Consider the following 22466-nt stretch of genomic DNA (forward strand, 5'->3'; position numbering starts at 1 on the left):
GGGTGCCCCCGTTGCACCGGCCGTGAGCAGCACCGTCTCCAACGCCCGTCCGCGGGTCGCGCGCCGACGGCCGCCAGGCCGCCCGGATGCCGCGCGGCTAGGATCGTTCGACGTGGTGCCCCGGCTGAGGGGCGCCCAGAGAGGACGGTCGGTGCCCGAGGAGCCCGCGATCGACAACTCCGGTCAGACGCCCGGCGCCGCCCCGGTGGAGGTGCCCGAGGCGCGCGAGGGCGGCAGCCGCACGGAGGTCGCCGAGACCCGCGCGGAACGGGACGCCCGCTTCGAGCGCGACGCCCTGCCCTACCTCGACCAGCTCTACCCGGCGGCGCTGCGGATGACCCGCAACCCGGCCGACGCCGAGGACCTGGTCCAGGAGACGTTCGTCAAGGCCTACTCGGCCTTCCACCAGTTCGCCGAGGGCACCAACCTCAAGGCGTGGCTGTACCGGATCCTGACCAACACCTACATCAACAGCTACCGCAAGAAGCAGCGGCAGCCGCAGCAGTACCCCACCGACGAGATCCAGGACTGGCAGCTCTACGCCGCCGAGGAGCACAGCTCCAGCGGTCTGCGTTCGGCCGAGATCGAGGCGCTGGACCACCTGCCGGACTCCGACATCAAGGAGGCCCTGCAGCAGCTGCCGGAGGACTTCCGGCTGGCCGTCTACCTGGCCGACGTCGAGGGCTTCGCGTACAAGGAGATCGCCGAGATCATGGGCACGCCCATCGGCACGGTGATGTCCCGGCTGCACCGCGGTCGACGCGGGCTGCAGAAGCTGCTGGCCGACTACGCCCGTGAGCGCGGCTTCGTCCGCGCCGGAGCCGGTGAGGAGGCGAGCTCCTGATGGCCGACGACGTTGCCCAGGGCGGCGAGCCGCTCGAGATCAACTCGTGCGACGACGTGCTGACGCACGTGTTCGAGTTCCTCGACCACGAGACCAGCGACGCCCGTCGCGGAGTCATCGCCGAGCACCTCGAGGACTGCTCCTCCTGCCTGCGCGAGTTCGGCATCGAGCAGGAGTTCAAGGCCCTCGTGCGGCGCCGGTGCGGCGGCGACGTCCCCCCGCCCTCGCTGCGCGAGCGGATCAAGGTGCAGCTGACCAGCGTCGCCTTCGAGGAGGACGGCACGCAGGTGAGCGTCGAGCGGATCACCGTCGAGCGCTCCACGGACTGAACCCGACGACGACGACGAAGGCCCCGTTCCCACCGCGGTGGGAACGGGGCCTTCGTGCGTGCTTCAGGCGTTGGGGCGCTTGCCGTGGTTGGCCTTGCTCCCCTTGCGAGAGCGACGCTTGCGTCCACGCTTGGACATCGCTGCCCTCCTTCCCATGCCGGTGGGCCGCGGGGACCCGGGTGGTTCGCGGACCGGAACCGCGGCGCACGTAACGTGCGCGGCGACGCCCGACCCGCCAAGCTGACATCTCCAGCCTCTCACGGGGCGGCGGCGGGGACGCGCCGGGCGGGGGATGCAGGAGGAGTCGTGGCACAGCCGGGGATCGAGAGCGTGCTCGTGGCCGGGCGCGGTCCCGCAGCCTGCGGCGTCATCGCCGCGTGCGCACGCCTCGGCGTGAAGACCGTCGCGGTGCACTCCGAGACCGAGCGCTCGGCCCGGCACGTGCGGATGGCCGACGAGGCGGTGCTGCTCGGCCCGGCCCCCGCCGCGGAGTCCTACCTCGCCGTCGACCGCATCGTCGAGGCCGCGCGGCGCAGCGGGGTCTCCGCCGTGCTGCCGGTCCCGCCGGCCCTGGCCGGCAACGCCCGCCTGGCGGCCGCCGTCGGCGACGCCGGCCTGCTGTGGGTGGGCCCGGAGCCCGACGTGCTGGAGCGGCTCGGGGGCGACGGCGTGGAACCGGCCAGCGAGCGCGGGCTGCTGGCCTGGGTGACGGCCGAGGGGCTGCGCTTCCCGACGCCCGTGGTCCGCGACCGGGCTGCCGGCATCGCACGGGTCTCCTGGACCCCGGAGGGGCGCGCGCAGGTGCCGGCCGCGGCCGGCCGCCTCGCCGACGTCGGCTGGCGTGGCCTGGTGACCGTCGGCATCGCGCCCGACGGCGAGCTGGCCGAGGTGGCCGCCGGGTTCTCCCTGGACGTCGCCGTCCTCGAGCGGGCGCACGGCGTGGACGCCGTCGAGCTGGCGCTGCGCAGCGCGGCGCCGTCCCGGGCCGAGGCCGGCGAGCCCGACTCGGCCGCCTGGCGGCCGGCGGTGGCGGTGCAGCTGCGCTCCACGCTCCCGCCGGGCGAGGCCGGCCGGGTGACCGGTCGGCTGCCGGGGACGGGGCGGGCCGGGCGCCGGCTGGAGGCCGGCGTGGAGCTGGTGGCCGTGGGCGGCTACGAGCCGGGGGACCGGCTGGACGGCTGGTACGACGCGCTGCTGGCCACGGTCAGCGCCTCCGCCGACGACACCGCGACCGCGGCCCGGGCGGTGAGCGCGGCCCTGTCGGCGCTGCCCGAGACCGGCGTGCCGCACGACGGGCCGGACGTGTGCGCGGTGCTGGGGCGCCTCACCGCGGGGGACGACGCGCCGGGCGCCTGAGGGGGAGCGCCGTGCCAGGATGATCCCGTGCCCGCCGACGTCGCGGTGGGCGCGGAAGGGGGTCCGGTGGCGGTCGAGGAGATCCACGCCGAGATGGTCTCCAGCGTCTGGAAGGTGCTGGTCGCGCCCGGGTCCGAGGTCGCGGCCGGCGACACGCTGGTCATCCTCGAGTCGATGAAGATGGAGATCCCCGTCCTCACCGAGCTGGCCGGCACGGTCGAGGCGCTGCACGTCGTGGAGGGCGAGGTGCTCCAGGAGGGCGACCTCATCGCCACCGTCAGCACGGGCTGACGGCTCAGAGCTCCAGCGCGTAGACGATCAGGTCGACGCCGGGTACGGGACTCCAGTCGCGCTCGGGCAGCCGGGTGAACCCGAGCCGCTCGTAGAGCCGGTGCGCAGCGAGCATCACCGTGCTCGTGGACAGCACCATGCGCCGCTTGCCGGCTGCGCGCGCCCGCGCGAGGCACTCGGTCACCAGGAGCTCGCCGACGCCCCGGCCCTGGGCCGCGGGGTCCACCACGAGCATGCGGAAGGCGGCCTCGTCGTCGGACTCGGTGACCTCGCCGAAGTCGCCCTCCAGGACGAGCGCGACACTGCCGACGATCCGGTCCTGCTCGTCCCGGGCCACGAGCAGCTCGGCCAGCTGCGACCGCCGGGCGACGTCGGCCAGCTCCACCCCGTAGTCGGGGCCGGCCAGCCCGCCGCCGACGTAGACCGAGACGGTCAGGTCGGCGATGCGGGCGTGGTCCGCGGCGGAGGCCCGGTCGATGCGGACGGCGGGCGGGGCGGGGACGTGGACCACGCCGACGAGGGTAGTGAGGGGGCCATACAGTCGCCCCACCATGACCAGCCTCTCCGAGCGCCTCACCCGGGGGTCGGCCCTCGATCCCGCGCAGATCGACCACTGCCGCCGCCTGGTGGCCGACTGGCAGCTCCTCGCCGACCTCTCCTTCGCCGACCTCACGCTGTGGGTGCCGCGGGACGGCGGCGCGTGGGAGTGCGTCGCCCAGGTGCGTCCGCTCACCGCCCCCACCAGCCAGCCGGAGGATCTGGTCGGCGTGCGCGTCTCGGGGGAGGACGCGGCGCCCTTCCTCGCCGCCGACCTGGAGGGCCGGCCGCTGACCGAGCCCGATCCCGACCGCTCCGGGCCCGCACCCCGCCGCCGGGAGGTGGTCCCGGTCCGTCACGACGGCGTGGTCGTCGCCGTGCTGGCCCGGGACACCAACCTCGCCGCCACCCGGGCACCGTCGACCCTGGAGATCACCTACCTCGACATCGCCTCCGACCTCCGGTTGATGGTCTCGGCCGGCACCTTCCCACCGGAGAAGCTGCAGGACGCGGAGATGAGCCCGCGGGTGGGCGACGGGCTGGTGCGGCTCGACGGCCGTGGCCGGGCCGTCTACGCCAGCCCCAACGCGCTGTCGGCCTACCGCCGGATCGGCGTCCCCGGCGACGTCGTCGGGCGCGACCTGGCCCAGGTCACCCGGGCGGCGGCCCGCGAGCGGGTGGCGGGCGAGGAGGTGGCCGCCGGGATCGCCGCGGCGGTCGCCGGCCGGTTCCCCGACCCGATGGACGTCGAGGCCGCCGGGGCGACGATGCTCGTGCGCGCCCTGCCGCTGCGGCCGCCGGGTGCCGAGGCCGGGGCCCTGGTGCTGGTCCGCGACGTGACCGACGTCCGGCGCCGCGACCGCGCGCTGCTGAGCAAGGACGCGACGATCCGCGAGATCCACCACCGGGTGAAGAACAACCTGCAGACCGTCGCCGCGCTGCTCCGGCTGCAGGCCCGCCGGATGACCGAGCCGGCCGCGCGCGCGGCGCTGGAGGAGTCGGTGCGCCGGGTCGCCTCCATCGCCGTGGTGCACGAGACGCTGGCCGGGAGCCGGGAGGACGTCGTCGACGTCGACCAGGTGCTCGACCAGGTCCTGCCGATGCTGGGCGACCTGACCTCCGTCGGCCCGGCGGCCCGCACCCGGCGCACCGGCTCGTTCGGCGAGCTGCCGGCGGCCACGGCGACCCCGCTGGTCCTCGCGGTCACCGAGCTGCTGCACAACGCGGCGGAGCACGCCTTCCCCGAGGGGGAGCCCGGGGCGATCGAGCTCGTGGCGGAGCGGACCGACGACGACCTGGTGGTGCGCGTGCGCGACGACGGCCGCGGTCTGCCGGCCGGGTTCGACCCGGCGACCAGCGAGGGCCTCGGGCTGCAGATCGTGCGGACCCTCGTGGTCAGCGAGCTCGGCGGCAGCCTGTCGGCCGGGCCGCCGCCGGGGGAGCGGGGCACCGAGGTCGTGCTGACCCTGCCCGGCGCGGGGCTCCCGCGCCGCTGAGCACGCCGGGAACGCGCCGAGGCCGGCCCGGGGGTCCCGGACCGGCCTCGAGGCGGTCGGTGCGGCCGCTGCGCGGCCGGTGGTGCCCTGTCTCCAGGTGGGGGCTGCGATCAGGCGGTGCGGACCCGGGTGCGGGCCTGGCGCCGCTTGAGCGCGCGCCGCTCGTCCTCCGAGAGGCCGCCCCACACGCCGGAGTCCTGGCCCGAGCTGAGCGCCCAGTCCAGGCAGGACGTGACCACCGGGCAACGCTGGCACACGGCCTTGGCCTGCTCGATCTGGACGATCGCGGGGCCGGCCGTCCCGATCGGGAAGAACAGCTCCGGGTCCTCGTCCCGGCAGAGCGCGCGGTGGCGCCAGTCCATGGCGGTGTTCTCCTCGATGTCGTCTACGGTTGCTTCGTCAGTCGCTGGAACGGGTCCGGCCTGCGGCCGGGCCGACGCGTCCGAGGTGGCGCCGGATCCTCGGCGCCGTGACGGTTGCGACTGCCTGCTCTTGTTACCGGCAGGTTGCGTTCTTGCAGCGATGCTTTCACGCGACCGGCGCCTGTCAAGCGAAACGAGGCCAGCGCCGACCCCCGCGTGAGCAAGCTCACCACGCCCGTGATAGGCCCGCCACTCGGGCGGGCGAGCCGCCTTGCGCCGGCCGTCGGAACCTGGGAATGCAGGCTCAGGAGACGACGCGCAGGGCGTCCGGGACCGAGGTCAGCCGCAACCCCGTCGCGGTGCCCAGGTGGTCCCCGTCGACCTGCCAGCCCTGGGGCCGGTCCGCGGTCAGGGTGAGCTCCGCGAGGTCGTGCCGCCGGTGCACGCCGCGCCCCCGGGGCCGCGGCCGGGCGGCCAGCGCCTGCCGCAGCGCGCGCAGCATCCCCACGGGGTGCGTTCGGCCCAGGGCGAAGGCGTCGAGCCCCGCGTCGAAGGAGGCCTCGGGGGAGGGGTTGACCGGCCGGGCGCCCAGGTAGGTCCACGGGCTCACGTTGGAGACCAGGCACAGGAAGAGCCGCTCGACGTCGGCCTCGCCGGGCACCTGCAGCGTCATCGCCGGGCGCCGGCGCTCGCGACCCAGCAGGAAGGCGCTGGTCGCCTCCCGCACGTAGAGCGCGCCGGTGGAGCGCCGGCCGCGGGCGCGCTGGGCCTCCACCCGGGCGATGACCTCGGCGTCGAAGCCGAGACCGGCCGCGAAGACGAACCAGCGGGGCGGCGTCCACCCCCGGTGCGTCGCCGCGTCCACCTCGGCCGCGCGGGCCGCGGCCTCGGGGTCGCCGCCGGTCAGCGGCGCCGTGCTGGTGCCGCTGGCGCTGGCCGTGCCGAGGGAGACCGTGCGCGTCCGGCCGGCCCGGAGCGAGGCGAGGATCTCGGCGGTGGCCTCGACCGGGTCGCGGGACCGGCCCAGCGCGCGGCTGAACACGTTGGTCGAGCCGCCGGGCACCACGGCCAGCGTCGGCAGGTCGGGCCGGGGGCCGTGCTCGAGCAGGCCGTTGACGACCTCGTTCACCGTGCCGTCGCCGCCGAGGGTGACCACGAGCTCCAGCCCGTCGGCCGCCGCGCGGGCGCCGAGCTCCCGGCCGTGCCCGCGGTGCGCGGTCTCGGCGACGTCGACCTTCAGCTCGCTGGCCAGGGCGCCGACGAGGACGTCGCGCATCTTGGCGGTGGTGGTGGTCGCCGCCGGGTTGACCACCACGAGCGCGCGCATGCCCGCCAGGCTAGCCGCGGGCCGGGGCCGGTCGCGGGAGCGCCGCGTAACCTCGCCGTCGTGACGGAACGGACGCCGCAGCCGCGCCGGCTGGCCGACCGGCTCTTCGGCGCGGTCACCCCCGCCCCGGCGCCGCAGCCCCGGCGCCCGCAGGTGCTCGCGCCGCGCTCGGTGCGCCAGGCCGCCGGGCTGGTCGCCGTCGAGGCCGCGGGTCTGGTCGTCCTCGCGGTCGTCTGGCTGTGGCTGACCCTCACCGGCGACGCCGAGAGCGTGGCCCGGGCGCTGGCCGAGGTCGTCCTCCTCGGGCTCGCCGCGGCGCTGCTCGGGGCGGCGGCGGCCGGCCTGCGGCGCCTGGCCGGCTGGGCGCGCGGGCCGGTCATCGCCGTGCAGGTGCTCGTCGCCGCCTCGGGCTTCGTGACGGCGTTCCAGGCGGCCCGGCCGGAGATCGGGGTCCCGCTGCTCGTGCTGGCGGCGGGGATCCTCTACCTGCTCATGACCCCCGAGGCGCGGCTGGCCTACCTCGACCGCTAGACGAGGTCGATGACGTCGGCGATCGACTCGAGGATCCGCCCGGGGCGGAACGGGAACCGGGAGACGTCGGCAGCGGCGGTCGAGCCCGACAGCACCAGGATCGTGTCCAGCCCGGCCTCGATGCCGGCGACGACGTCGGTGTCCATCCGGTCGCCGATCATGACGGTGGACTCCGAGTGGGCCTCGATCCGGTTCATCGCGCTGCGGAACATCATCGGGTTGGGCTTGCCGACGAAGTAGGGCTCCGCCCCGGTCGCGCGGGTGATCATCGCCGCGACCGACCCGGTGGCGGGCAGCGGGCCCTCGGGCGACGGCCCGGTCACGTCCGGGTTGGTGGCGATGAACCGGGCGCCGCGGCCGACCAGGCGGATGGCGCGGGTGATCGCCTCGAACGAGTAGGTCCGCGTCTCGCCCAGGACGACGTAGTCGGGGTCGGTGTCGGTCATGACGTACCCGACCTCGTGCAGCGCGGTGGTGAGCCCGGCCTCGCCGATGACGTAGGCCGAGCCACCGGGCAGCTGGGTGCGCAGGAAGTCCGCGGTGGCCAGCGCGGAGGTCCAGATCGACTCCTCCGGCACGTGCAGCCCGGTGCGGCTGAGCCGGGCGGCGAGGTCGCGCGGGGTGAAGATGGAGTTGTTGGTGAGGACGAGGAAGCGCCGCCCCCGGTCGACCAGCCGTTCGAGGAACTCGGCCGCGCCGGGCAGCGCCTTCTCCTCGTGGACGAGGACGCCGTCCATGTCGGTCAGCCAGCACTCGGGGGAGAGGCGTTCGGTCGTCACCGTGCCGACGCTAGCGCCCGCAGGTGTCCGCGGCGTGCGCTCGCTGCTACCTGCGGTCGACGGCAGCGAAGCCGGTCAGCGCGTCGTCGGTGAGCCGGAACACCGTCCAGTCGTCCATCGGGACGGCGCCGGCCGCCCGGTAGAACTCGATCGACGGGGTGTTCCAGTCGAGCACCGACCACTCCAGCCGCGACCAGCCGCGCTCCACGCAGAGGGCGGCGAGGGTCCGCAGCAGCTCCCGGCCCAGGCCACGCCCGCGGTGGCCGGGCTGCACGAAGAGGTCCTCGAGGTAGATGCCGTGGGTGCCGCGCCAGGTGGAGAAGTTGAGGAACCACAGCGCCGTGCCGACGACCCGTCCGTCCTCGTCCTCCGCGACGTGGCCGAACAGCGCGGGGGAGTCGCCGAACAGGCAGGCCGTCAGCTGCTCCTCGGTGAGGCGGACCTCGTGCAGCGCGCGCTCGTAGTCGGCCAGCTCGCGCACCAGGCCGACGACGGCGGGGACGTCGTCGGGCCGGATCGGGCGCACCGTCACGACAGGGCCTCCTTCACGGATCCGGGCACGAGGCGTGCCAGCGGCGAGAGCACCGGCACCAGGACCGGCGCGAGCAGGTAGCCGTAGGCCAGCACGATGCCGGTCACGGCGGGGGCGAGGGCGAAGGCGACCGCCACCACGACGGCGAGGGCGATGGGTCCCCACGGCTTGCCGCTGCGCGGGCTGACCAGCGACCGGAACGACCGGAAGCGGACGTTGCTCACCATGAGCAGGGCCGGCACCGCGATGACCAGCAGCACCCACAGCCGGTCGCGGCCCTGCATCTGGTCACCGAAGGCGAGGACCGACGCCAGGACGACCGCGGCCGCCCCGGGGCTGGGCAGCCCGGTGAAGTACCGCTTGTCGGCGGTCGGGTCGATGGTGACGTTGAAGCGCGCCAGCCGGATGGCCGCGCACGCGACCCAGAGGAAGCAGGCGACCCAGCCCAGCGGATCCCACCCGTCCTGGCCCTCGGAGAACAGCGTGAAGGCGACAAGGGCCGGCGCCAGCCCGAAGGAGACCAGGTCGGCGAGGGAGTCGAACTGCAGGCCGAAGGGGGTCACCGCACCCACCAGCCGGGCGACCGCGCCGTCGATGATGTCGAAGACGACCGAGAGCCCGATGAGCACTGCCGCCAGTGTGTGGTCCCCCCGGATGGACACCAGGATCGCGCCGAAGCCGCAGCCCATGTTGGCGAGCGTGAACAGGCTGGGCAGCGTCGCCAGGGCGCGTCTGCGGGATCCGCGGACCGAGCCCCGGACGAACTCGACGGTCGCCGTGCGTCGCGTCGGCACGGAGCCCCTCAGCGGGTCGAGGGCCAGCGGGCGATGACGGTCTCGCCGCCGCGCACGCGCTGCCCCTCCGTCACGGTGAGCTCGCACCCGCGCGGGACGAAGACGTCCATCCGGGAGCCGAACTTCATCAGGCCCATCCGCTCCCCGGTGGCCAGCCGCTGCCCGACGCCGGTGCGGGTGACGATCCGGCGGGCCAGCACCCCGACGATCTGCCGGAAGACGACGGTGCGCTCGCCGTCGCGCAGCCACAGCTCGCTGCGCTCGTTGCGGTGGGCCGACTCCCGCCGGTAGGCGGCCAGGAAGCTGCCCGGGCGGTAGGAGCTCTCGACGACCTCGCCGTGGTAGGGGGAGCGGTTCACGTGCACGTCCACGACGGAGAGGAAGACGCTGACCTGCTGCCAGTCGCCCTCGGGTGCCACGCCCTCCTGCGGCTCCCCGGCGACCATGACGACGCCGTCGGCGGGGGAGAGCACCTCGTCCGGGTGGGCCGGGACGCGGTCGCAGCGCCGGTCGGGGTCGCGGAAGAACAGCGCCATGTAGGCGGACAGGCCCAGCAGCGGCCAGGCGGCCAGGCGCGGTCCCCGCCGCCCGGAGACGCGGCCCACGAGGGCGAGGACGGCTGCGGGGACCAGGGGTCCGGTGAGGAAAGGCCACCCGGCCCGGTCGATGCGCATTGTCCCTGAACCGTACCGGCCGGGCGCGGGGTCAGTCCGCTCGCGTGGCGGCGCCGGAGGCCCGCTCCTGGTCCGCGCCGTGCGCGGTGCTGCGCTCGCGCTGCGGGCCGCCGTACCAGTCGAGGCAGACCATCGTGGCGTCGTCCTCGAGCTCGTCGCCGGTGGCGCGCAGCACGGCGGCGCCCAGCTCGTGGACCACCTCGCGCGGGTGCAGGTCGGCGCTGCCGGCCAGCGCCGCGGCCACGTCGAGGGTCGCGGCGTTGCGCTCCAGCATGCCGTCGGTCAGGAAGACGACCCGGTCGCCGGGCTCCAGCGGGAAGGGCTGCACCTCGAACGACCTGCCGGGCAGGACGCCGAACGGCGGATCGACCCGGAGCGGCACCTCCTCGACCCGCCCGTCACGCAGCCGGATCGGGAGGGTGTGGCCGGCGTTGACGACCTGGGCGAGCCCGGTGGTGAGGTCGACGGTCAGCAGCTGGCCGGTGACGAACTGGCCGGGCTCGGAGTTCTCGGCCAGCGCGTCGTTGGCGTACGCGGCCTGCTCGGCGAGGTGCAGGCCGCGGCGGCGGGCGTTGCGCAGGCTGCCCACCAGGAGCGTCGCGAGCAGCGCCGCATCGACCTGGTGCCCGACCGCGTCGGTGATCGAGACCTGCAGGCGGCCGCGGTCCAGGCTGTAGTCGAACGTGTCCCCACCGACCGAGCCGGCCGGCTCCAGCCAGCCGGCGAGGGTGAACTGCCCGGCCTCGCACGTGTAGGACGCCGGCAGCAGGCGGCGCTGGATCTCCGCGGCGAGCGAGAAGGGCGTGGTGCGCTGCCCCCACTCGAAGACGTCGGTGTGCCGGCGGGCGGCGATGACGACGTAGGCCAGCGCGTGCGCCGCGCTGCGGATGTCGGCGAGGTCCTCGGACGAGGGGACGGTAGGGAGGGTCAGCTCCAGCAGGCCGATCGCGTCACCGCGGTCGGTGACCGGGACGAGCACGCGCGCCCCGGCCTCGACCGCCTCGACGTCGGGACGCTGGGTGCGCAGCACCTGCTCGTACCGCGTGCCGGCCAGGGGCAGCGTCTCGGCCTGCTCCACGCCGTGGCTGCGGGCGCCGGGGACCGGCTCGGCGGACGTGAGGCGGACGACGGCGCGGCCGCTGAAGTCGGCGATGAGGAGGGCGACCGAGCGGGCGCCGACCATCGTGGCCAGCTGGGTCGCGACGACCTCCACCGCGTCGACGGGGGCCGCGTCCTCGACCTTGTGCAGCAGTGCGCCGATGTCGATCACGGGGTTCTCCGGGACGCGCACGGTCAGACCCCGGGCGTGTGCGCGACTGCGGCCAGGGCGGCGGGGACAGACGACTGCCGGGCCACCCCGGTGGGGGTGGACCCGGCAGCTGGCCCGTCGCCTGCGAGTTTACCTCGTACGCGGCGGAGGGGCGGAGGCCGTCAGGCGGCCTTCGTCTCCCAGAAGATCTTGTCGATCTCGGCGATGTAGTCGAGCAGCTTCTGGCCCTCGGCCGGGTCCATGCTGCCCTTGCCGCCCGCGGCGCCGGCCTGCTTGGTGGCCTTGTTGATCAGCTCGTGCAGCTCCGGGTACTTCTCGAAGTGCGGCGGCTTGAAGTAGTCGGTCCACAGCACCCACAGGTGGTGCTTGACCAGGTCGGCGCGCGCCTCCTTGATGAGCACGCAGCGCATCTTGAAGACCTCGTCGTCGCTGGCCTGGTACTTCTCCTGGATGGCCTTGACGGACTCCGCCTCGATGCGGGCCTGGGCCGGGTCGTAGACGCCGCAGGGGAGGTCGCAGTGCGCGGTGGCCTCCACGGCGGAGAGCATGCGGAACAGGCGCATGGATCAAGCCTCCGGTTCGGTGGGTCGGTTCGTCTGCGACCCTACTCCCGGTGACGACGGGCGACAGCGGGGACGACCTGGGGGTTCGGGGCCTGGACGCGGTGTGGACGCGGGTCCGGGTGAGCGGACCGTCGATGTCGCCGACCCTGCGCTCCGGCGATCAGGTGCTCGTCCGGGCGGTGCGCGACCCGGCACGCGTCCGGCCGGGCGACGTCGTCCTCGCGCGGTTCCCATCGCGGCCGGAGCTGCTGGTGGTCAAGCGGGTGCACTCCGCAGTCGAGGACGGCCACTGGGTGCGGGGTGACAACCCGTTCGCCGGCGACGACAGCCGGACCTACGGCGCCGCCGTCGTCGTCGGGCGGGTGGTGGCGCGGCTGTGGCCGCGGCCGGGCCGGGTGCCCCCGGCGCCGGACGTCCTGAGCGGGTGAGTCAGCGACCGCGCAGCTCGGCGTAGCGGGCGGTGCTCTGCGCGTAGGTGGGCAGCAGGCCCTGCTCCTCGGCCTCCGCGAGCGTCGGCGCCTCGTGGTCCTTGGCCGACAGCTCGAACTCGAGATCGGCCGGCCAGGGCAGGTCCACGGCCGGGTCCAGCGGGTGGATGCCGAACTCGCGCGCGGGGTCGTATCCGCTGGACACCAGGTAGGTGAGCGAGGTGCCGTCGGCCAGGGACACGAACGCGTGGCCCAGGCCCTCGGCCAGGTAGACCGCGCGGGGCTGCTCGCTGTCCAGGACGACGGCGTCGTGGACGCCGAAGGTCGGCGATCCGACCCGCACGTCGATGACGACGTCGAGCACGCGGCCGGCCGGGCAGTAGACGTACTTGGCCTGACCGGGCGGCACCAGGGCGAAGTGCACGCCCCGGAGGACGCCCTTCGCGGAGACGCTGTGGTTGGCCTGCGCGAGGGTCAGCGGGTGTCCCACTGCGTGGGACAGCTGGTCGGCCCGGTACCACTCCGTGAAACGGCCCCGCGTGTCTCCGTGCGGCACGAGGTCGAAGACGTAGCTGTCGGGCACGGCCAGTTCACGCATCTCCACGGGGGCACCGTAGCGACAGCACCGCTCCGGGACCCGGTTACGCTCTGGCACCCATGAGCGTGGATCGGCGTGCGGGGAACGACGAGCAGCCCGACCGGTTCGCCGACGACCCGGCGTTCGCGGTGCACGAGGGCGGCAAGCTCTCGGTGGTCCCGACGGGCCGGATCGAGTCCATCGCCGACCTGTCGCTGACCTACACCCCCGGCGTCGCCCGGGTCTCCAGCGCCATCGCGGCCGAGCCGGAGCTCGCCCGCCGGTTCACCTGGGCCTCCCGCGTGGTCGCGGTGGTCTCCGACGGCACGGCGGTGCTCGGCCTGGGGGACATCGGGCCGAAGGCCGCGCTGCCGGTGATGGAGGGCAAGGCCTGCCTCTTCGCCGACTTCGCCGGGCTGGACGCCGTGCCGATCGTGCTGTCGACGACCGACGTCGACCAGATCGTCGACACCGTCGTGGCCATGGCGCCGTCCTTCGGCGGGATCAACCTCGAGGACATCAGCGCGCCCCGGTGCTTCGAGATCGAGGCCCGGCTGCGCGAGCGGCTGTCCATCCCCGTCATGCACGACGACCAGCACGGGACGGCGATCGTCGTCCTGGCCGCGCTGCGCAACGCCGCCCGGGTCACCGGCCGGGGCCTGGGCGACCTGCGGGTCGTCGTCTCCGGAGCCGGCGCCGCCGGGGTGGCCTGCACCAAGATCCTGCTCGAGGCCGGCGTCGGCGAGCTGGTGGTCGCGGACTCGCGCGGCGTCCTGCACGCCGGCCGCGGTGACCTGACCGCGAGCAAGCAGTGGCTGGTGGAGAACACCAACCCCTCCGGGTACGCCGGGACGATGGTGGATGCGATGGCCGGCGCCGACGTCTACCTGGGGCTCTCCGGCGGCAGCGTGCCGGAGGCGGCGGTCGCGGCGATGGCCGAGGGAGCGATCGTGTTCTCGCTGGCCAACCCGATCCCCGAGGTCGATCCGGCGATGGCCGCGCGGTACGCCGCCGTCGTCGCCACCGGGCGCAGCGACCTGCCCAACCAGATCAACAACGTGCTGGCCTTCCCCGGCGTCTTCCGCGGTGCCATCGACGCCGGCGCCACCAGCATCACCGAGGAGATGAAGCTCGCGGCCGCCGGCGCGATCGCCGACGTCGTCGGGGACGACCTCCGCCCCGACTACATCGTGCCCAGCCCGCTGGACCGCCGGGTGGCGACCGCCGTCGCCGAGGCCGTCGCCGCCTGCGCCCGGCAGCAGCACGTCACGGTGTGACGACGACGGTCAGCCGGCGCTGACGAAGCGGTCGACGATCGGGTCGAACGTGTCGCGGATGTCGGTGTTGACCCAGATGAACGCGACGGTGGCGACGAGGAACAGCGGCACCAGGACCGCCTTCTCGAAGACGGTGCCCGTGCGCATCGGCGAGAACGCGATCCGGGTGCGCCGGAGCAGCCAGAGCACCGGCAGCGGGACGCCGGCGGTCGTGAGGGCGTCGCCGGCGATGTGGGTGAGCACGCCGAGCGCCACCGCCCAGGGCAGCCAGGTGGGTTGTGGGCTGTGCTCCAGCAACCACCAGGCGCCGGCCCAGGACAGCGCGATGTTGCCGACGATCGTCGTCTCGGTGGTGCCGGGGATGACGAAGTGCAGCGCGTGCAGGGCCAGCCCGATGGCGAGGGCCATGAGCAGCAGGCTGGCCCAGTAGGTGTCCGCCGCCAGGATCGCCAGCCCGCCGAGCGCGAGCGGCGCCAGCACGGCGTCGTGCGTGCCCCAGCGGTGCCCGCCGGTCAGCTTCCCGACGATCCCGGAGGGGACGTCGGTGACCGGACCCCACATGTCCGAGACCGTCGACCCGCGGTGGTCGAGGTCGGGCAGCATGGCGAAGCCGCCGGCCGCCGCGATCCAGGACATCTGCGCGACCGTGCCGTGGACCGGGGCCCACGGCAGGGTTGCGGCACCGGCGGCGAGCCCCGAGAGCGCGTGCGAGTGACCGAGCATTCACCCAGCGTGCGCTGCGGGTCCGTGCTGCCGAGGGAGGCGCACCGGTGAGGGCCGCCCCGCAGACGAGATCGGCGATCTCGCACGCTCCAGCGGGGCTGGATGTGCGAGATCGCCGATCTCGTCAGGGATGAGCGGGCGGGGTCGGTCAGTCGTCCTCGTCGTCGGTGCCGCCGCGGGCCAGCCAGGTGGCCAGCCGCTCGACAGGCACCTCGAAGTCGGGGTGCTGGTCGACGAAGGCCTGCAGCTGGTCGGCCAGCCAGGCGAGGGAGACCTGCTCCTCGCCCCGCCGCGCCGTCAGCTCCTCCAGGCCCCGGTCGGTGAAGTACACGGTCAGTCCGCGAAGGCCTCGGCGACCAGCTGGCGCTGCTCGACGTCGTGCACCTTCGCCGAGCCGACCGCCGGGCTCGCCGACGCCCGCCGGCCCACCCGCCGGAGCGTGCGGCCCTGGGGCAGGTGCTCGGGCAGGTTGACGGCCATGAACTGCCAGGCGCCCATGTTCGCCGGCTCCTCCTGGACCCAGACCACGTCGGTGGCGTTCGGGTAGCCCTCGAGCGCCGCGGCGATCTCCTGCGCCGGGAGCGGGTAGAGCTGCTCGACCCGGACGACGGCGACGTCGGTGGTCCCGGAGGACTCCCGCTGGGCCATCAGGTCGTAGGCGACCTTGCCGCTGCAGAGCAGCACCCGGCGCACGGCCGAGCCGTCCAGCGGCTGCCCGTTCACGCCCGGGTCGGGCAGGACGGGACGGAAGCCCTCGTCGGTGAAGTCGCTGACCGGGCTGACCGCGACCTTGGCCCGCAGCAGCGACTTCGGCGTGAAGACGACCAGCGGCCGGTGCACGTCGGAGAGCGCCTGCCGGCGCAGGAGGTGGAAGTAGTTGCCGGGCGTGGTGCAGTTCGCGACGGTCATGTTGTTCTCCGCCGAGAGCTGCAGGAAGCGCTCGATGCGGCCGCTGGAGTGGTCGGGGCCCTGCCCCTCCAGGCCGTGCGGCAGCAGCATGACCACGCCGGAGCGCTGGCCCCACTTGGCTTCGCCGGAGCTGATGAACTCGTCGATGACCATCTGCGCGCCGTCGACGAAGTCGCCGAACTGCGCCTCCCAGAGCACCAGGGCCCCGGGGTTGGCCACCGAGTAGCCGTACTCGAAGCCGAGCGCGGCGTACTCGCTGAGCAGCGAGTCGTAGACGAAGAACTTCGCCTGCTCGTCGGTGAGGTTGGCCAGGGGGGTGTACTCCGAGCCGTTCTCGCGGTCGATGAGCACCGAGTGCCGCTGCACGAAGGTGCCGCGCCGCGAGTCCTGCCCGGCGAGCCGGACCGGGACGCCCTGCATGAGCAGCGAGCCGAAGGCGAGCAGCTCACCCATCGCCCAGTCGATCCCGCCCTCGGTGACCATCGCCGCGCGCCGCTCGAGCATCTTCTGCAGCTTCGGGTGCGGGGTGAAGTCGGTGGGGAAGGAGACGTGCGCGTCGCCGATGGCCTTGAGCACCTCGGGGGTGATCGCGGTGGCGACCGCCGACTCCTGCGCCGTGCGCGGGTCCATGACCGGCTCGGGCCCGGAGGAGTCCTTCGCGTCGTGCGTCTCGGCGAAGGCCCGCTCCAGCTGGCCGCGGTAGTCCTTGAGGGCCTCCTCGGCCTCCTCGAGGGTGATGTCGCCGCGGCCGACGAGCGCCTCGGTGTACAGCTTCCGGACCGAGCGCTTGCGGTCGATGATGTCGTACATCAGCGGCTGGGTCATCGAGGGGTCGTCGCCCTCGTTGTGCCCGCGGCGCCGGTAGCAGACCAGGTCGACGACGACGTCCTTCTTGAACGCCTGCCGGTACTCGACGGCCAGCCGGGCCACCCGGACGCAGGCCTCGGGGTCGTCGCCGTTCACGTGGAAGATCGGCGCGTTGACCATGCGCGCGACGTCGGTCGAGTAGAGCGTCGACCGGGCAGCGGCAGGGCTGGTGGTGAAGCCGACCTGGTTGTTGATGACCACGTGCACGGTGCCGCCGGTGCGGTAGCCGCGCAGCTGGGAGAGGTTCAGCGTCTCCTGGATCACGCCCTGACCGGCGAACGCGGAGTCACCGTGCAGCAGGACCGGCAGGACGGTGAAGCCCTGCTCGCCCTTGTCGATCATGTCCTGCTTGGCCCGCACGATGCCCTCGAGGACGGGGTTGACCGTCTCGAGGTGGCTGGGGTTGCTGGCGAGGGACACGGCGATCTCGGCGCCGTCGCTGAACGGGTTCTGGAAGGTGCCCTCGGCGCCGAGGTGGTACTTCACGTCGCCGGAGCCCTGCACCGTCGAGGGGTCGATGTTGCCCTCGAACTCGCCGAAGATCTTCGCGTAGCTCTTGCCCAGGACGTTGGCCAGCACGTTGAGCCGGCCGCGGTGCGCCATGGCGATCGCGACCTCGTCGAGGCCGTGCTCGGTGCCGGCGATGAGCACCTCGTCGAGGATCGGGATGACCGACTCGCCGCCCTCGAGGCTGAACCGCTTCTGCCCGACGTACTTCGTCTGCAGGAAGGTCTCGAAGGCCTCGGCGGCGTTGAGCCGGCCGAGGATGTGCTTCTGCTTCTCGCGGTCGGGCTGCTCGTGGGTGACCTCGATGCGCTCCTGCAGCCAGGCGCGCTCCTCGGGGTCGGTGATGTGCATGTACTCCACGCCGACGGTGCGGCAGTAGGAGTTGCGCAGCACGCCGAGGATGTCGCGCAGCGGCATCATGCGCGCGCCGGCGAAGCCGCCGACGGGGAACTTGCGGTCCAGGTCCCACAGCGTCAGCCCGTGCTCGCGGATGTCCAGGTCGGGGTGGGTGCGGACCTTGAACTCGAGCGGGTCGGTGTCGGCCATGAGGTGGCCGTTGCGCCGGTAGGCCTCGATGACCTCGACGACGCGGGCCTCCTTGTCGATCTGGCCCTCGTGGCTGACCCGGACGTCGGGCATCCAGCGGACCGGCTCGTAGGGGATGCGCAGCGAGCGGAAGACGTCGTCGTAGAAGCCGTCCTCGCCGAGCAGCAGCGAGTGCAGCCGTCGCAGGAAGTCGCCGGACTCCGCGCCCTGGATGATCCGGTGGTCGTAGGTCGAGGTGAGCGTGATCGTCTTCGAGATGCCCATCTCGGTGAGCGCCTCGGGGCTCATCCCCTGGAACTCGGCGGGGTACTCCATGGCCCCCACGCCGATGATCGCGCCCTGCCCGGCGGTCAGCCGCGGCACCGAGTGCACGGTGCCGATCGTGCCGGGGTTGGTGAGGCTGATCGTGGTGCCGGAGAAGTCCTCCATGGTCAGCTTGTTGTTCCGCGCGCGGCGGATGATGTCCTCGTACGCGCCCCAGAACTGGGCGAAGTCCATCTCCTCGGCGCTCTTGATCGAGGCGACGACGAGCGACCGCGAGCCGTCGGGCTTGGGCAGGTCGATGGCCAGGCCGAAGTTGACGTGCTCGGGCTGCACCAGGGTGGGCTTGCCCTCGACCTCGGCGAACGCGCTGTTCATGTTCGGGAAGTCGTCGAGCGCGCGCACCAGCGCGTAGCCGATGAGGTGGGTGAAGGAGACCTTCCCGCCCCGGGCGCGCTTGAGGTGGTTGTTGATGACGATGCGGTTGTCGGCCAGCAGCTTCGCCGGCACCGCGCGCACGCTCGTCGCCGTCGGCACGGTGAGCGAGGCGTTCATGTTCTTCACGACCGCGGCGGCCGCGCCGCGCAGCGGCGACTGGCGCGCGCCCGAGGCGGGGGCGGGCGTCGCCGGCCTGGCCGGTGCGGCCGGCTCGGCCGGAGCGGCCGCCGGGGCGGGCGCGGCGGCCCTGGCCGGAGCTGCCGGGGCGGCCTGCGGCTGCGGGCGCGCGGGGGCGGCCGGCGCGGCGGGCTTCGCCGGTGCGGGCGCCGCGGCGGCGGGCGCCGGCGCGCTCTCGCGGCCGCCCGTCTCGAGCGGGCTGCCGGGCCGGTAGTCGGCGAAGAACTCGTGCCAGGCCTGGTCCACGCTGCCGGGGTCGGACTGGTACTGCTGGTACATCTCCTCGACCAGCCACTCGTTGGTGCCGAATCCCGTCACCGGGGAGGGGGCGGAGGGCCGGGATGAGTTCTCGCTTGACACGGGGTCGAGTGCCTTCTTCGTCTCTGGGCTGCGTCTTCGGGGCGTCGTGGCTGAGGGGGCAGTCTACGCCCGTCGGGCGTGGCGGACCGGGTGCGGCGGAGGGCGTCGTCGAGGCCCCGCCGGGGGCGTCGGGCGGGTCAGACCACGTCCCGCCGGACGGCGAGCAGGGTGCCCAGCAGCGCCGCCAGCAGACCGTAGCCGAGCAGCACGAGGCCGCCCTGCCAGGCGGTGAGGAGCTCGGGCCCCTCGAAGGTGGCGGTGAGGGCCTCCAGGCCGCCGCCGGGCATCCACTTGTAGGCGCCGGCGGTGGCCGGCACCGAGCGGATGATCGGCTCGATGACGAACAGGTAGACCAGGCCGGCGACGATCGCGCCCACCTGGTTGCGCATCAGCGCGCCCAGCCCCACGCCGATGACGGCGTAGATGACCAGCGCGACCAGCGAGCTGCCCATGGTCGCGAGGTTGTCGCCGGTCAGGCCCGGCGCGGCGCCGCGGGCGCCGGCGGCGATGGCGGCCGCCACGTAGTTGACGACCACGACCACCAGCGCGAACGCCGCGGCCGCCAGGGCGTAGGCCACCAGCTTGGCGATGACCACCCGCCCCCGGCGCGGCGTGGTGAGGAACGTCGGGGTCGCCGTCCGGTGCCGGTACTCCTGGGTCATCCCGATGATCCCCAGGATCAGGAACAGGATGTTGGCGTTGGCCGCCGTCGAGAGGATCAGGTCGTCGAACAGCGGCGAACCGACGGCGGGCAGGCCGCTCTCCGGCTCACCGGCGAACGCGGTGAAGAAGACCGTGAAGGCCGCGACCATCACCACCGAGCCCAGCAGCAGGCCCAGCCACACCTTGGTCGTGAAGAGCTTGGTCCACTCCGCGCGGACGAGGGCGGTCATCGGGTTCCTCCGGTGGGCACCGCGGCGCCGGCCGAGGGAGCGGAGAACTGCTCCTGGCCGGCGGTGAGCTGGAAGTAGATCTCCTCGAGCCCGCTGGTGTGCGGGCGGAGCTCGTGCAGCTCCACGCCCGCGGCGAAGGCCCGGGAGCCGATCTCGGCGGCCGTGCGCCCGGCGACGGTCAGCGACCCGTCGCCGTCGGCGCCGACCTCGACGCCCTCGGCGCGCAGCACCTCGGCCAGGCGGGCGGCCTCCGGGCTGCGCACGAGCACCGTGCCGCCCCCGGCCGCACCCGCCCGCAGGTCGGCCATCGACCCCTCGCGGACCAGCCGGCCGGCGCCCACGATGACGACGCGGTCCACGGTCTGCTCGACCTCGGAGAGCAGGTGGCTGGAGACCAGGACGGTGCGCCCCTGGTCGTGCGCGAGGTGCCGCAGGAAGCCGCGCAGCCACTGGATGCCCTCGGGGTCCAGGCCGTTGGCCGGCTCGTCGAGCACCAGCACCGCCGGGTCGCCCAGCAGGGCGGTGGCCAGGGCGAGCCGCTGGCGCATGCCGAGGGAGTAGCTGCCGGCGCGGCGGCCGCCGGCGTCGGTCAGGCCGACCTGGCGCAGGACCTCGTCGGCGCGCCCGACGGGCAGGCCGGCGGCCCGGCAGAAGACCCGCAGGTGGTTGCGCCCGGACCGCGCCGGGTGGAAGGCGGTCTCCAGCACGGCGCCGACGACGCGCGTCGGGTCGGGCAGCGCCGCGTAGGGCACCCCGTCGAAGGTGGCGGTGCCTGCGTCGGGGCGGATGAGCCCCAGGACCATGCGCAGGCTGGTGGTCTTGCCGGCACCGTTGGGGCCGAGGAAGCCGGTCACCTGGCCGGGCTCGACGGTGAAGCCGAGGTCGCTCACCGCCCGGACGGCCCCGAAGGACTTGGTCAGGCCGCGCACCTCGACCCGCACGGGTCCGGTCGCCGCGGTCGATGCGCTGGAAATGGGGAGCTCCCTCGTCGTCGGCCGGTACCGGGTCATCCAACCGCACCCGGGCGTCCGGACGGAAACCGCCGGCGGTCCCGGCGCGCCCCTGGTCAGCCCGGTGGGAGGGCGCGGGCCAGGAGGGCGGTGCCCAGCCCTGCCGCGACGACGGCGAGCAGGGCGACGCGCAGGCTCGAGGCGTCGGCGATCGCGCCGATCAGCGGCGGGACCACCAGGAAGCCGATGCGCAGGAGCACGTTGACCGCCGCCAGGCCGAGGCCCGGACGCAGGCCGGGCAGCTCGTCGGCGGCGGAGTAGGCGGCCGGCACCAGCGTGGCGACGCCGAGGCCGGCCAGCGCGAAGCCGGCCAGGGTGGCCGGGACCGAGGGCACGGCCAGCGCCGCGCCCAACCCGGCCGCGGACAGCACCCCGCCCGCCTGCACCACGCGACGCCGGCCGAACCGGTCGACGGCGCGGTCGCCGGTGAACCGGCCGACGGTCATCGCCAGCGACAGGGCGACGAAGCCGAGCCCCGCCACCGCGGGCGCCGCGCCCAGCTCGGTCCGCAGGTAGAGCGCGCTCCACGAGCTGCCCGCGTCCTCGACGACGACCGCGCACGCGGCCAGCGCGCCGAGCGCGGCGATGCCGGCCACCGCGCCCGTCCGCGCCCGTGATCGGGACGGGGCGGCCGGCGAGGCGGCGGCGGGCGCGTCGTCGTCGCTGCCGGGGAGCAGCAGCCGGGCGCCGAGGAGGGCCGGCAGTCCGAAGACCAGGGCCACGACCCCGAGGTGCAGCGGCAGCGGGACCCCCAGCCCGGCGGCGGCCGCGCCGATCAACCCGCCGGCCAGGGAGCCGACGCTCCAGGTGCCGTGGAAGGCGTTGATGATCGAGCGGCCGTAGCCCCGCTGCACGCGCAGCCCCTGGGCGTTCTGGGCGACGTCGACGGCGGCGTCCACCGCGCCCGCCACGAGCAGCGCGCCGGCGAGCACGCCCCAGGACGGCGCCGCAGCCGCGGCCCAGACCGCCGCGGCCAGCACCGGCAGGCCGACCCCGGCCACCCGCGCCGAGCCGACGCGGGCGAGGAGCGGTGCGACGGCGATCCCGGCGAGCAGCGCGCCGAGCGGCTGGGCGGCCAGCGCGGTGCCCAGCGCGGTGTTGCTCAGCCCGAGCGCGTCCTTCAGCTCGGGCAGCCGCGGCACCAGGTCGGCGTAGAGGACGGCGTTGACGAAGAAGCACGCGCCGACCGCCCCGCGCGCACGGCGGAGCCGCGCCGGCGGTACGTCGGTGCTGGTCGAGCGCACGCGGCGTCGTCCTCCCTCGCTCGGGCGGTGGGTCCGGGCCCTCCGCGGTCCCGGGTGACCCCCGGCACACGGTCACATAGAGTGCGCGCCGTGAGCGACAGCGCGAACGCCTACCGCACGGTCGTCGTCGGCACGGACGGGTCGGAGTCGTCCCTGCGGGCCGTCGCCCGGGCCGGCGCCATCGCCGGGGCGACCGGCGCGACGCTGGTCATCGCCTGCGCCTACCTCCCCACCGAGGCCGACGACCGCGAGCTCTCCCGCGCCCAGGACGTGCTCGGGGACGAGGCCTACCAGGTCGTGGGCTCGCACCCGGCCGAGGACACCGTGCGCACCGCCGCCGAGCGGGCCGGCGCGGCCGGGGCGGCGAACGTGCGCACCGTCGCGGTCCAGGGCTCGCCGGTCGAGGCGCTGCTCGACGTCGTGCGCCGCGAGGACGCCGACCTGCTCGTCGTCGGCAACCGCGGCCTCAACGGGATCAAGGGCCGGCTGCTCGGCTCGGTGCCCGCGGACGCCACCCGGCGCTCCACGTGCGACGTCCTCGTCGTCCACACCACCGGCTGAGCC

Annotated in this window: 26 protein-coding genes; 9 read left to right on the plus strand and 17 right to left on the minus strand. The window is 74.4% G+C overall.

From position 1 onward, the window contains the following. Positions 1-151: 151 nt before the first annotated feature. On the plus strand, positions 152-844 hold the full coding sequence (locus ACI79H_RS13730) for a sigma-70 family RNA polymerase sigma factor (protein ID WP_456554960.1): 693 nt from the start codon (positions 152-154) through the stop codon (positions 842-844). Beyond that, positions 844-1173, plus strand: coding sequence for a mycothiol system anti-sigma-R factor (gene rsrA / locus ACI79H_RS13735; RefSeq protein WP_456554961.1), 330 nt, complete (start codon positions 844-846; stop codon positions 1171-1173). The genes ACI79H_RS13730 and rsrA overlap by 1 nt, the downstream gene beginning before the upstream one ends. A 63-nt stretch (positions 1174-1236) precedes the next feature. Here the strand turns inward: rsrA and ACI79H_RS13740 are convergent, their stop codons facing one another. After that, positions 1237-1311: a 50S ribosomal protein bL37 gene (locus ACI79H_RS13740; protein ID WP_099459150.1), complete on the minus strand. Its 75-nt coding sequence runs from the start codon at positions 1309-1311 to the stop codon at positions 1237-1239. A 168-nt stretch (positions 1312-1479) separates the two neighbouring features. Between ACI79H_RS13740 and ACI79H_RS13745 the strand changes: the two genes are divergently transcribed. Continuing rightward, entirely contained in the window at positions 1480-2529 is a 1050-nt protein-coding gene (locus ACI79H_RS13745) for a biotin carboxylase N-terminal domain-containing protein (RefSeq protein WP_456554962.1), read from the plus strand. A 27-nt stretch (positions 2530-2556) separates the two neighbouring features. Next, positions 2557-2820 (plus strand): biotin/lipoyl-binding carrier protein, encoded by a 264-nt coding sequence (locus tag ACI79H_RS13750; protein WP_456554963.1) that lies wholly within the window; start codon positions 2557-2559, stop codon positions 2818-2820. 4 nt (positions 2821-2824) lie between these two features. On the opposite strand, the gene ACI79H_RS13755 is transcribed toward ACI79H_RS13750, so the two are convergent. Then, positions 2825-3331, minus strand: a complete 507-nt coding sequence (locus ACI79H_RS13755) for a GNAT family N-acetyltransferase (protein WP_456554964.1) — start codon at positions 3329-3331, stop codon at positions 2825-2827. Positions 3332-3371: 40 nt separating this feature from the next. Between ACI79H_RS13755 and ACI79H_RS13760 the strand changes: the two genes are divergently transcribed. After that, on the plus strand, positions 3372-4853 hold the full coding sequence (locus tag ACI79H_RS13760; protein WP_456554965.1) for a sensor histidine kinase: 1482 nt from the start codon (positions 3372-3374) through the stop codon (positions 4851-4853). A 110-nt stretch (positions 4854-4963) separates the two neighbouring features. On the opposite strand, the gene ACI79H_RS13765 is transcribed toward ACI79H_RS13760, so the two are convergent. Together ACI79H_RS13765 and ACI79H_RS13770 are read right to left on the minus strand one after the other, a co-directional pair. Continuing rightward, positions 4964-5215 (minus strand): WhiB family transcriptional regulator, encoded by a 252-nt coding sequence (locus ACI79H_RS13765; RefSeq protein WP_456554966.1) that lies wholly within the window; start codon positions 5213-5215, stop codon positions 4964-4966. Between the two features lie 304 nt (positions 5216-5519). After that, complete coding sequence (locus ACI79H_RS13770; RefSeq protein WP_456554967.1) at positions 5520-6542, minus strand: diacylglycerol/lipid kinase family protein; 1023 nt, start codon at positions 6540-6542, stop codon at positions 5520-5522. Positions 6543-6602: 60 nt separating this feature from the next. Here ACI79H_RS13770 and ACI79H_RS13775 point away from each other — a divergent pair, with 60 nt between their 5' ends. Continuing rightward, entirely contained in the window at positions 6603-7073 is a 471-nt protein-coding gene (locus ACI79H_RS13775; RefSeq protein ID WP_456554968.1) for a hypothetical protein, read from the plus strand. Here ACI79H_RS13775 and ACI79H_RS13780 read toward each other — a convergent pair. The 6 genes from ACI79H_RS13780 to sodN form a co-directional block, all read right to left on the minus strand. Further along, a complete protein-coding gene (locus tag ACI79H_RS13780; RefSeq protein WP_456554969.1) occupies positions 7070-7852 on the minus strand; it encodes an HAD-IIA family hydrolase in 783 nt (260 codons plus the stop codon). The two genes, ACI79H_RS13775 and ACI79H_RS13780, sit on opposite strands and share 4 nt — an antisense overlap. 46 nt (positions 7853-7898) lie before the next feature. Then, complete coding sequence (locus tag ACI79H_RS13785) at positions 7899-8384, minus strand: N-acetyltransferase family protein (RefSeq protein WP_456554970.1); 486 nt, start codon at positions 8382-8384, stop codon at positions 7899-7901. Further along, positions 8381-9178, minus strand: coding sequence for a CDP-diacylglycerol--serine O-phosphatidyltransferase (gene pssA / locus ACI79H_RS13790; RefSeq protein ID WP_456554971.1), 798 nt, complete (start codon positions 9176-9178; stop codon positions 8381-8383). Before pssA ends, ACI79H_RS13785 begins: the two co-directional genes overlap by 4 nt. 8 nt (positions 9179-9186) lie before the next feature. Next, positions 9187-9852, minus strand: coding sequence for a phosphatidylserine decarboxylase (locus tag ACI79H_RS13795; RefSeq protein ID WP_456554972.1), 666 nt, complete (start codon positions 9850-9852; stop codon positions 9187-9189). A gap of 31 nt (positions 9853-9883) precedes the next feature. Further along, positions 9884-11143 carry a PP2C family protein-serine/threonine phosphatase gene (locus ACI79H_RS13800; protein ID WP_456554973.1) on the minus strand — a complete coding sequence of 420 codons (1260 nt, stop codon included), beginning with the start codon at positions 11141-11143 and terminating at the stop codon, positions 9884-9886. 140 nt (positions 11144-11283) lie between these two features. Further along, positions 11284-11685: a superoxide dismutase, Ni gene (sodN, locus tag ACI79H_RS13805; protein ID WP_456554974.1), complete on the minus strand. Its 402-nt coding sequence runs from the start codon at positions 11683-11685 to the stop codon at positions 11284-11286. 50 nt (positions 11686-11735) lie between these two features. On the opposite strand from sodN, the gene sodX reads away from it, so the two are divergent. After that, positions 11736-12113, plus strand: coding sequence for a nickel-type superoxide dismutase maturation protease (gene sodX / locus ACI79H_RS13810; RefSeq protein ID WP_456554975.1), 378 nt, complete (start codon positions 11736-11738; stop codon positions 12111-12113). 1 nt (position 12114) lies between these two features. Here the strand turns inward: sodX and ACI79H_RS13815 are convergent, their stop codons facing one another. Continuing rightward, the gene (locus ACI79H_RS13815) at positions 12115-12711 is read right to left on the minus strand and encodes a dTDP-4-dehydrorhamnose 3,5-epimerase family protein (RefSeq protein ID WP_456555176.1); all 597 of its coding nucleotides are present in this window, start codon (positions 12709-12711) and stop codon (positions 12115-12117) included. A 59-nt stretch (positions 12712-12770) separates the two neighbouring features. Here ACI79H_RS13815 and ACI79H_RS13820 point away from each other — a divergent pair, with 59 nt between their 5' ends. Beyond that, positions 12771-13967, plus strand: coding sequence for an NAD(P)-dependent malic enzyme (locus tag ACI79H_RS13820; protein ID WP_456554976.1), 1197 nt, complete (start codon positions 12771-12773; stop codon positions 13965-13967). A gap of 9 nt (positions 13968-13976) precedes the next feature. Here the strand turns inward: ACI79H_RS13820 and ACI79H_RS13825 are convergent, their stop codons facing one another. The 6 genes from ACI79H_RS13825 to ACI79H_RS13850 all read right to left on the minus strand — a co-directional run bounded on the left by ACI79H_RS13825 (position 13977) and on the right by ACI79H_RS13850 (position 21902). After that, entirely contained in the window at positions 13977-14690 is a 714-nt protein-coding gene (locus tag ACI79H_RS13825; protein WP_456554977.1) for a metal-dependent hydrolase, read from the minus strand. A 148-nt stretch (positions 14691-14838) separates the two neighbouring features. Then, entirely contained in the window at positions 14839-15021 is a 183-nt protein-coding gene (locus ACI79H_RS13830) for a DUF6104 family protein (protein ID WP_456554978.1), read from the minus strand. 2 nt (positions 15022-15023) lie between these two features. Continuing rightward, on the minus strand, positions 15024-18713 hold the full coding sequence (locus ACI79H_RS13835; RefSeq protein ID WP_456554979.1) for a multifunctional oxoglutarate decarboxylase/oxoglutarate dehydrogenase thiamine pyrophosphate-binding subunit/dihydrolipoyllysine-residue succinyltransferase subunit: 3690 nt from the start codon (positions 18711-18713) through the stop codon (positions 15024-15026). A gap of 179 nt (positions 18714-18892) precedes the next feature. Next, the gene (locus tag ACI79H_RS13840) at positions 18893-19648 is read right to left on the minus strand and encodes an ABC transporter permease (RefSeq protein WP_456554980.1); all 756 of its coding nucleotides are present in this window, start codon (positions 19646-19648) and stop codon (positions 18893-18895) included. Beyond that, the gene (locus ACI79H_RS13845; RefSeq protein WP_456554981.1) at positions 19645-20589 is read right to left on the minus strand and encodes an ABC transporter ATP-binding protein; all 945 of its coding nucleotides are present in this window, start codon (positions 20587-20589) and stop codon (positions 19645-19647) included. The genes ACI79H_RS13840 and ACI79H_RS13845 overlap by 4 nt, the downstream gene beginning before the upstream one ends. A 125-nt stretch (positions 20590-20714) precedes the next feature. Beyond that, on the minus strand, positions 20715-21902 hold the full coding sequence (locus ACI79H_RS13850; RefSeq protein WP_456554982.1) for an MFS transporter: 1188 nt from the start codon (positions 21900-21902) through the stop codon (positions 20715-20717). 90 nt (positions 21903-21992) lie between these two features. Between ACI79H_RS13850 and ACI79H_RS13855 the strand changes: the two genes are divergently transcribed. Continuing rightward, complete coding sequence (locus tag ACI79H_RS13855; RefSeq protein WP_456554983.1) at positions 21993-22463, plus strand: universal stress protein; 471 nt, start codon at positions 21993-21995, stop codon at positions 22461-22463. The last annotated feature ends 3 nt before the right edge of the window (positions 22464-22466 follow it).

It is taken from the genome of Blastococcus sp. SYSU D01042 (genome assembly GCF_054050515.1).

What these genes read in the sequence shown, in the direction of transcription:
- rsrA (WP_456554961.1), top strand. Translation starts at nt 844, where the DNA reads ATGGCCGACGACGTTGCCCAGGGCGGCGAGCCGCTCGAGATCAACTCG.
- ACI79H_RS13760 (WP_456554965.1), top strand. Translation starts at nt 3,372, where the DNA reads ATGACCAGCCTCTCCGAGCGCCTCACCCGGGGGTCGGCCCTCGATCCC.
- ACI79H_RS13765 (WP_456554966.1), bottom strand. Translation starts at nt 5,215, where the DNA reads ATGGACTGGCGCCACCGCGCGCTCTGCCGGGACGAGGACCCGGAGCTG.
- ACI79H_RS13770 (WP_456554967.1), bottom strand. Translation starts at nt 6,542, where the DNA reads ATGCGCGCGCTCGTGGTGGTCAACCCGGCGGCGACCACCACCACCGCC.
- ACI79H_RS13795 (WP_456554972.1), bottom strand. Translation starts at nt 9,852, where the DNA reads ATGCGCATCGACCGGGCCGGGTGGCCTTTCCTCACCGGACCCCTGGTC.
- sodN (WP_456554974.1), bottom strand. Translation starts at nt 11,685, where the DNA reads ATGCGCCTGTTCCGCATGCTCTCCGCCGTGGAGGCCACCGCGCACTGC.
- ACI79H_RS13815 (WP_456555176.1), bottom strand. Translation starts at nt 12,711, where the DNA reads ATGCGTGAACTGGCCGTGCCCGACAGCTACGTCTTCGACCTCGTGCCG.
- ACI79H_RS13820 (WP_456554976.1), top strand. Translation starts at nt 12,771, where the DNA reads ATGAGCGTGGATCGGCGTGCGGGGAACGACGAGCAGCCCGACCGGTTC.
- ACI79H_RS13825 (WP_456554977.1), bottom strand. Translation starts at nt 14,690, where the DNA reads ATGCTCGGTCACTCGCACGCGCTCTCGGGGCTCGCCGCCGGTGCCGCA.
- ACI79H_RS13840 (WP_456554980.1), bottom strand. Translation starts at nt 19,648, where the DNA reads ATGACCGCCCTCGTCCGCGCGGAGTGGACCAAGCTCTTCACGACCAAG.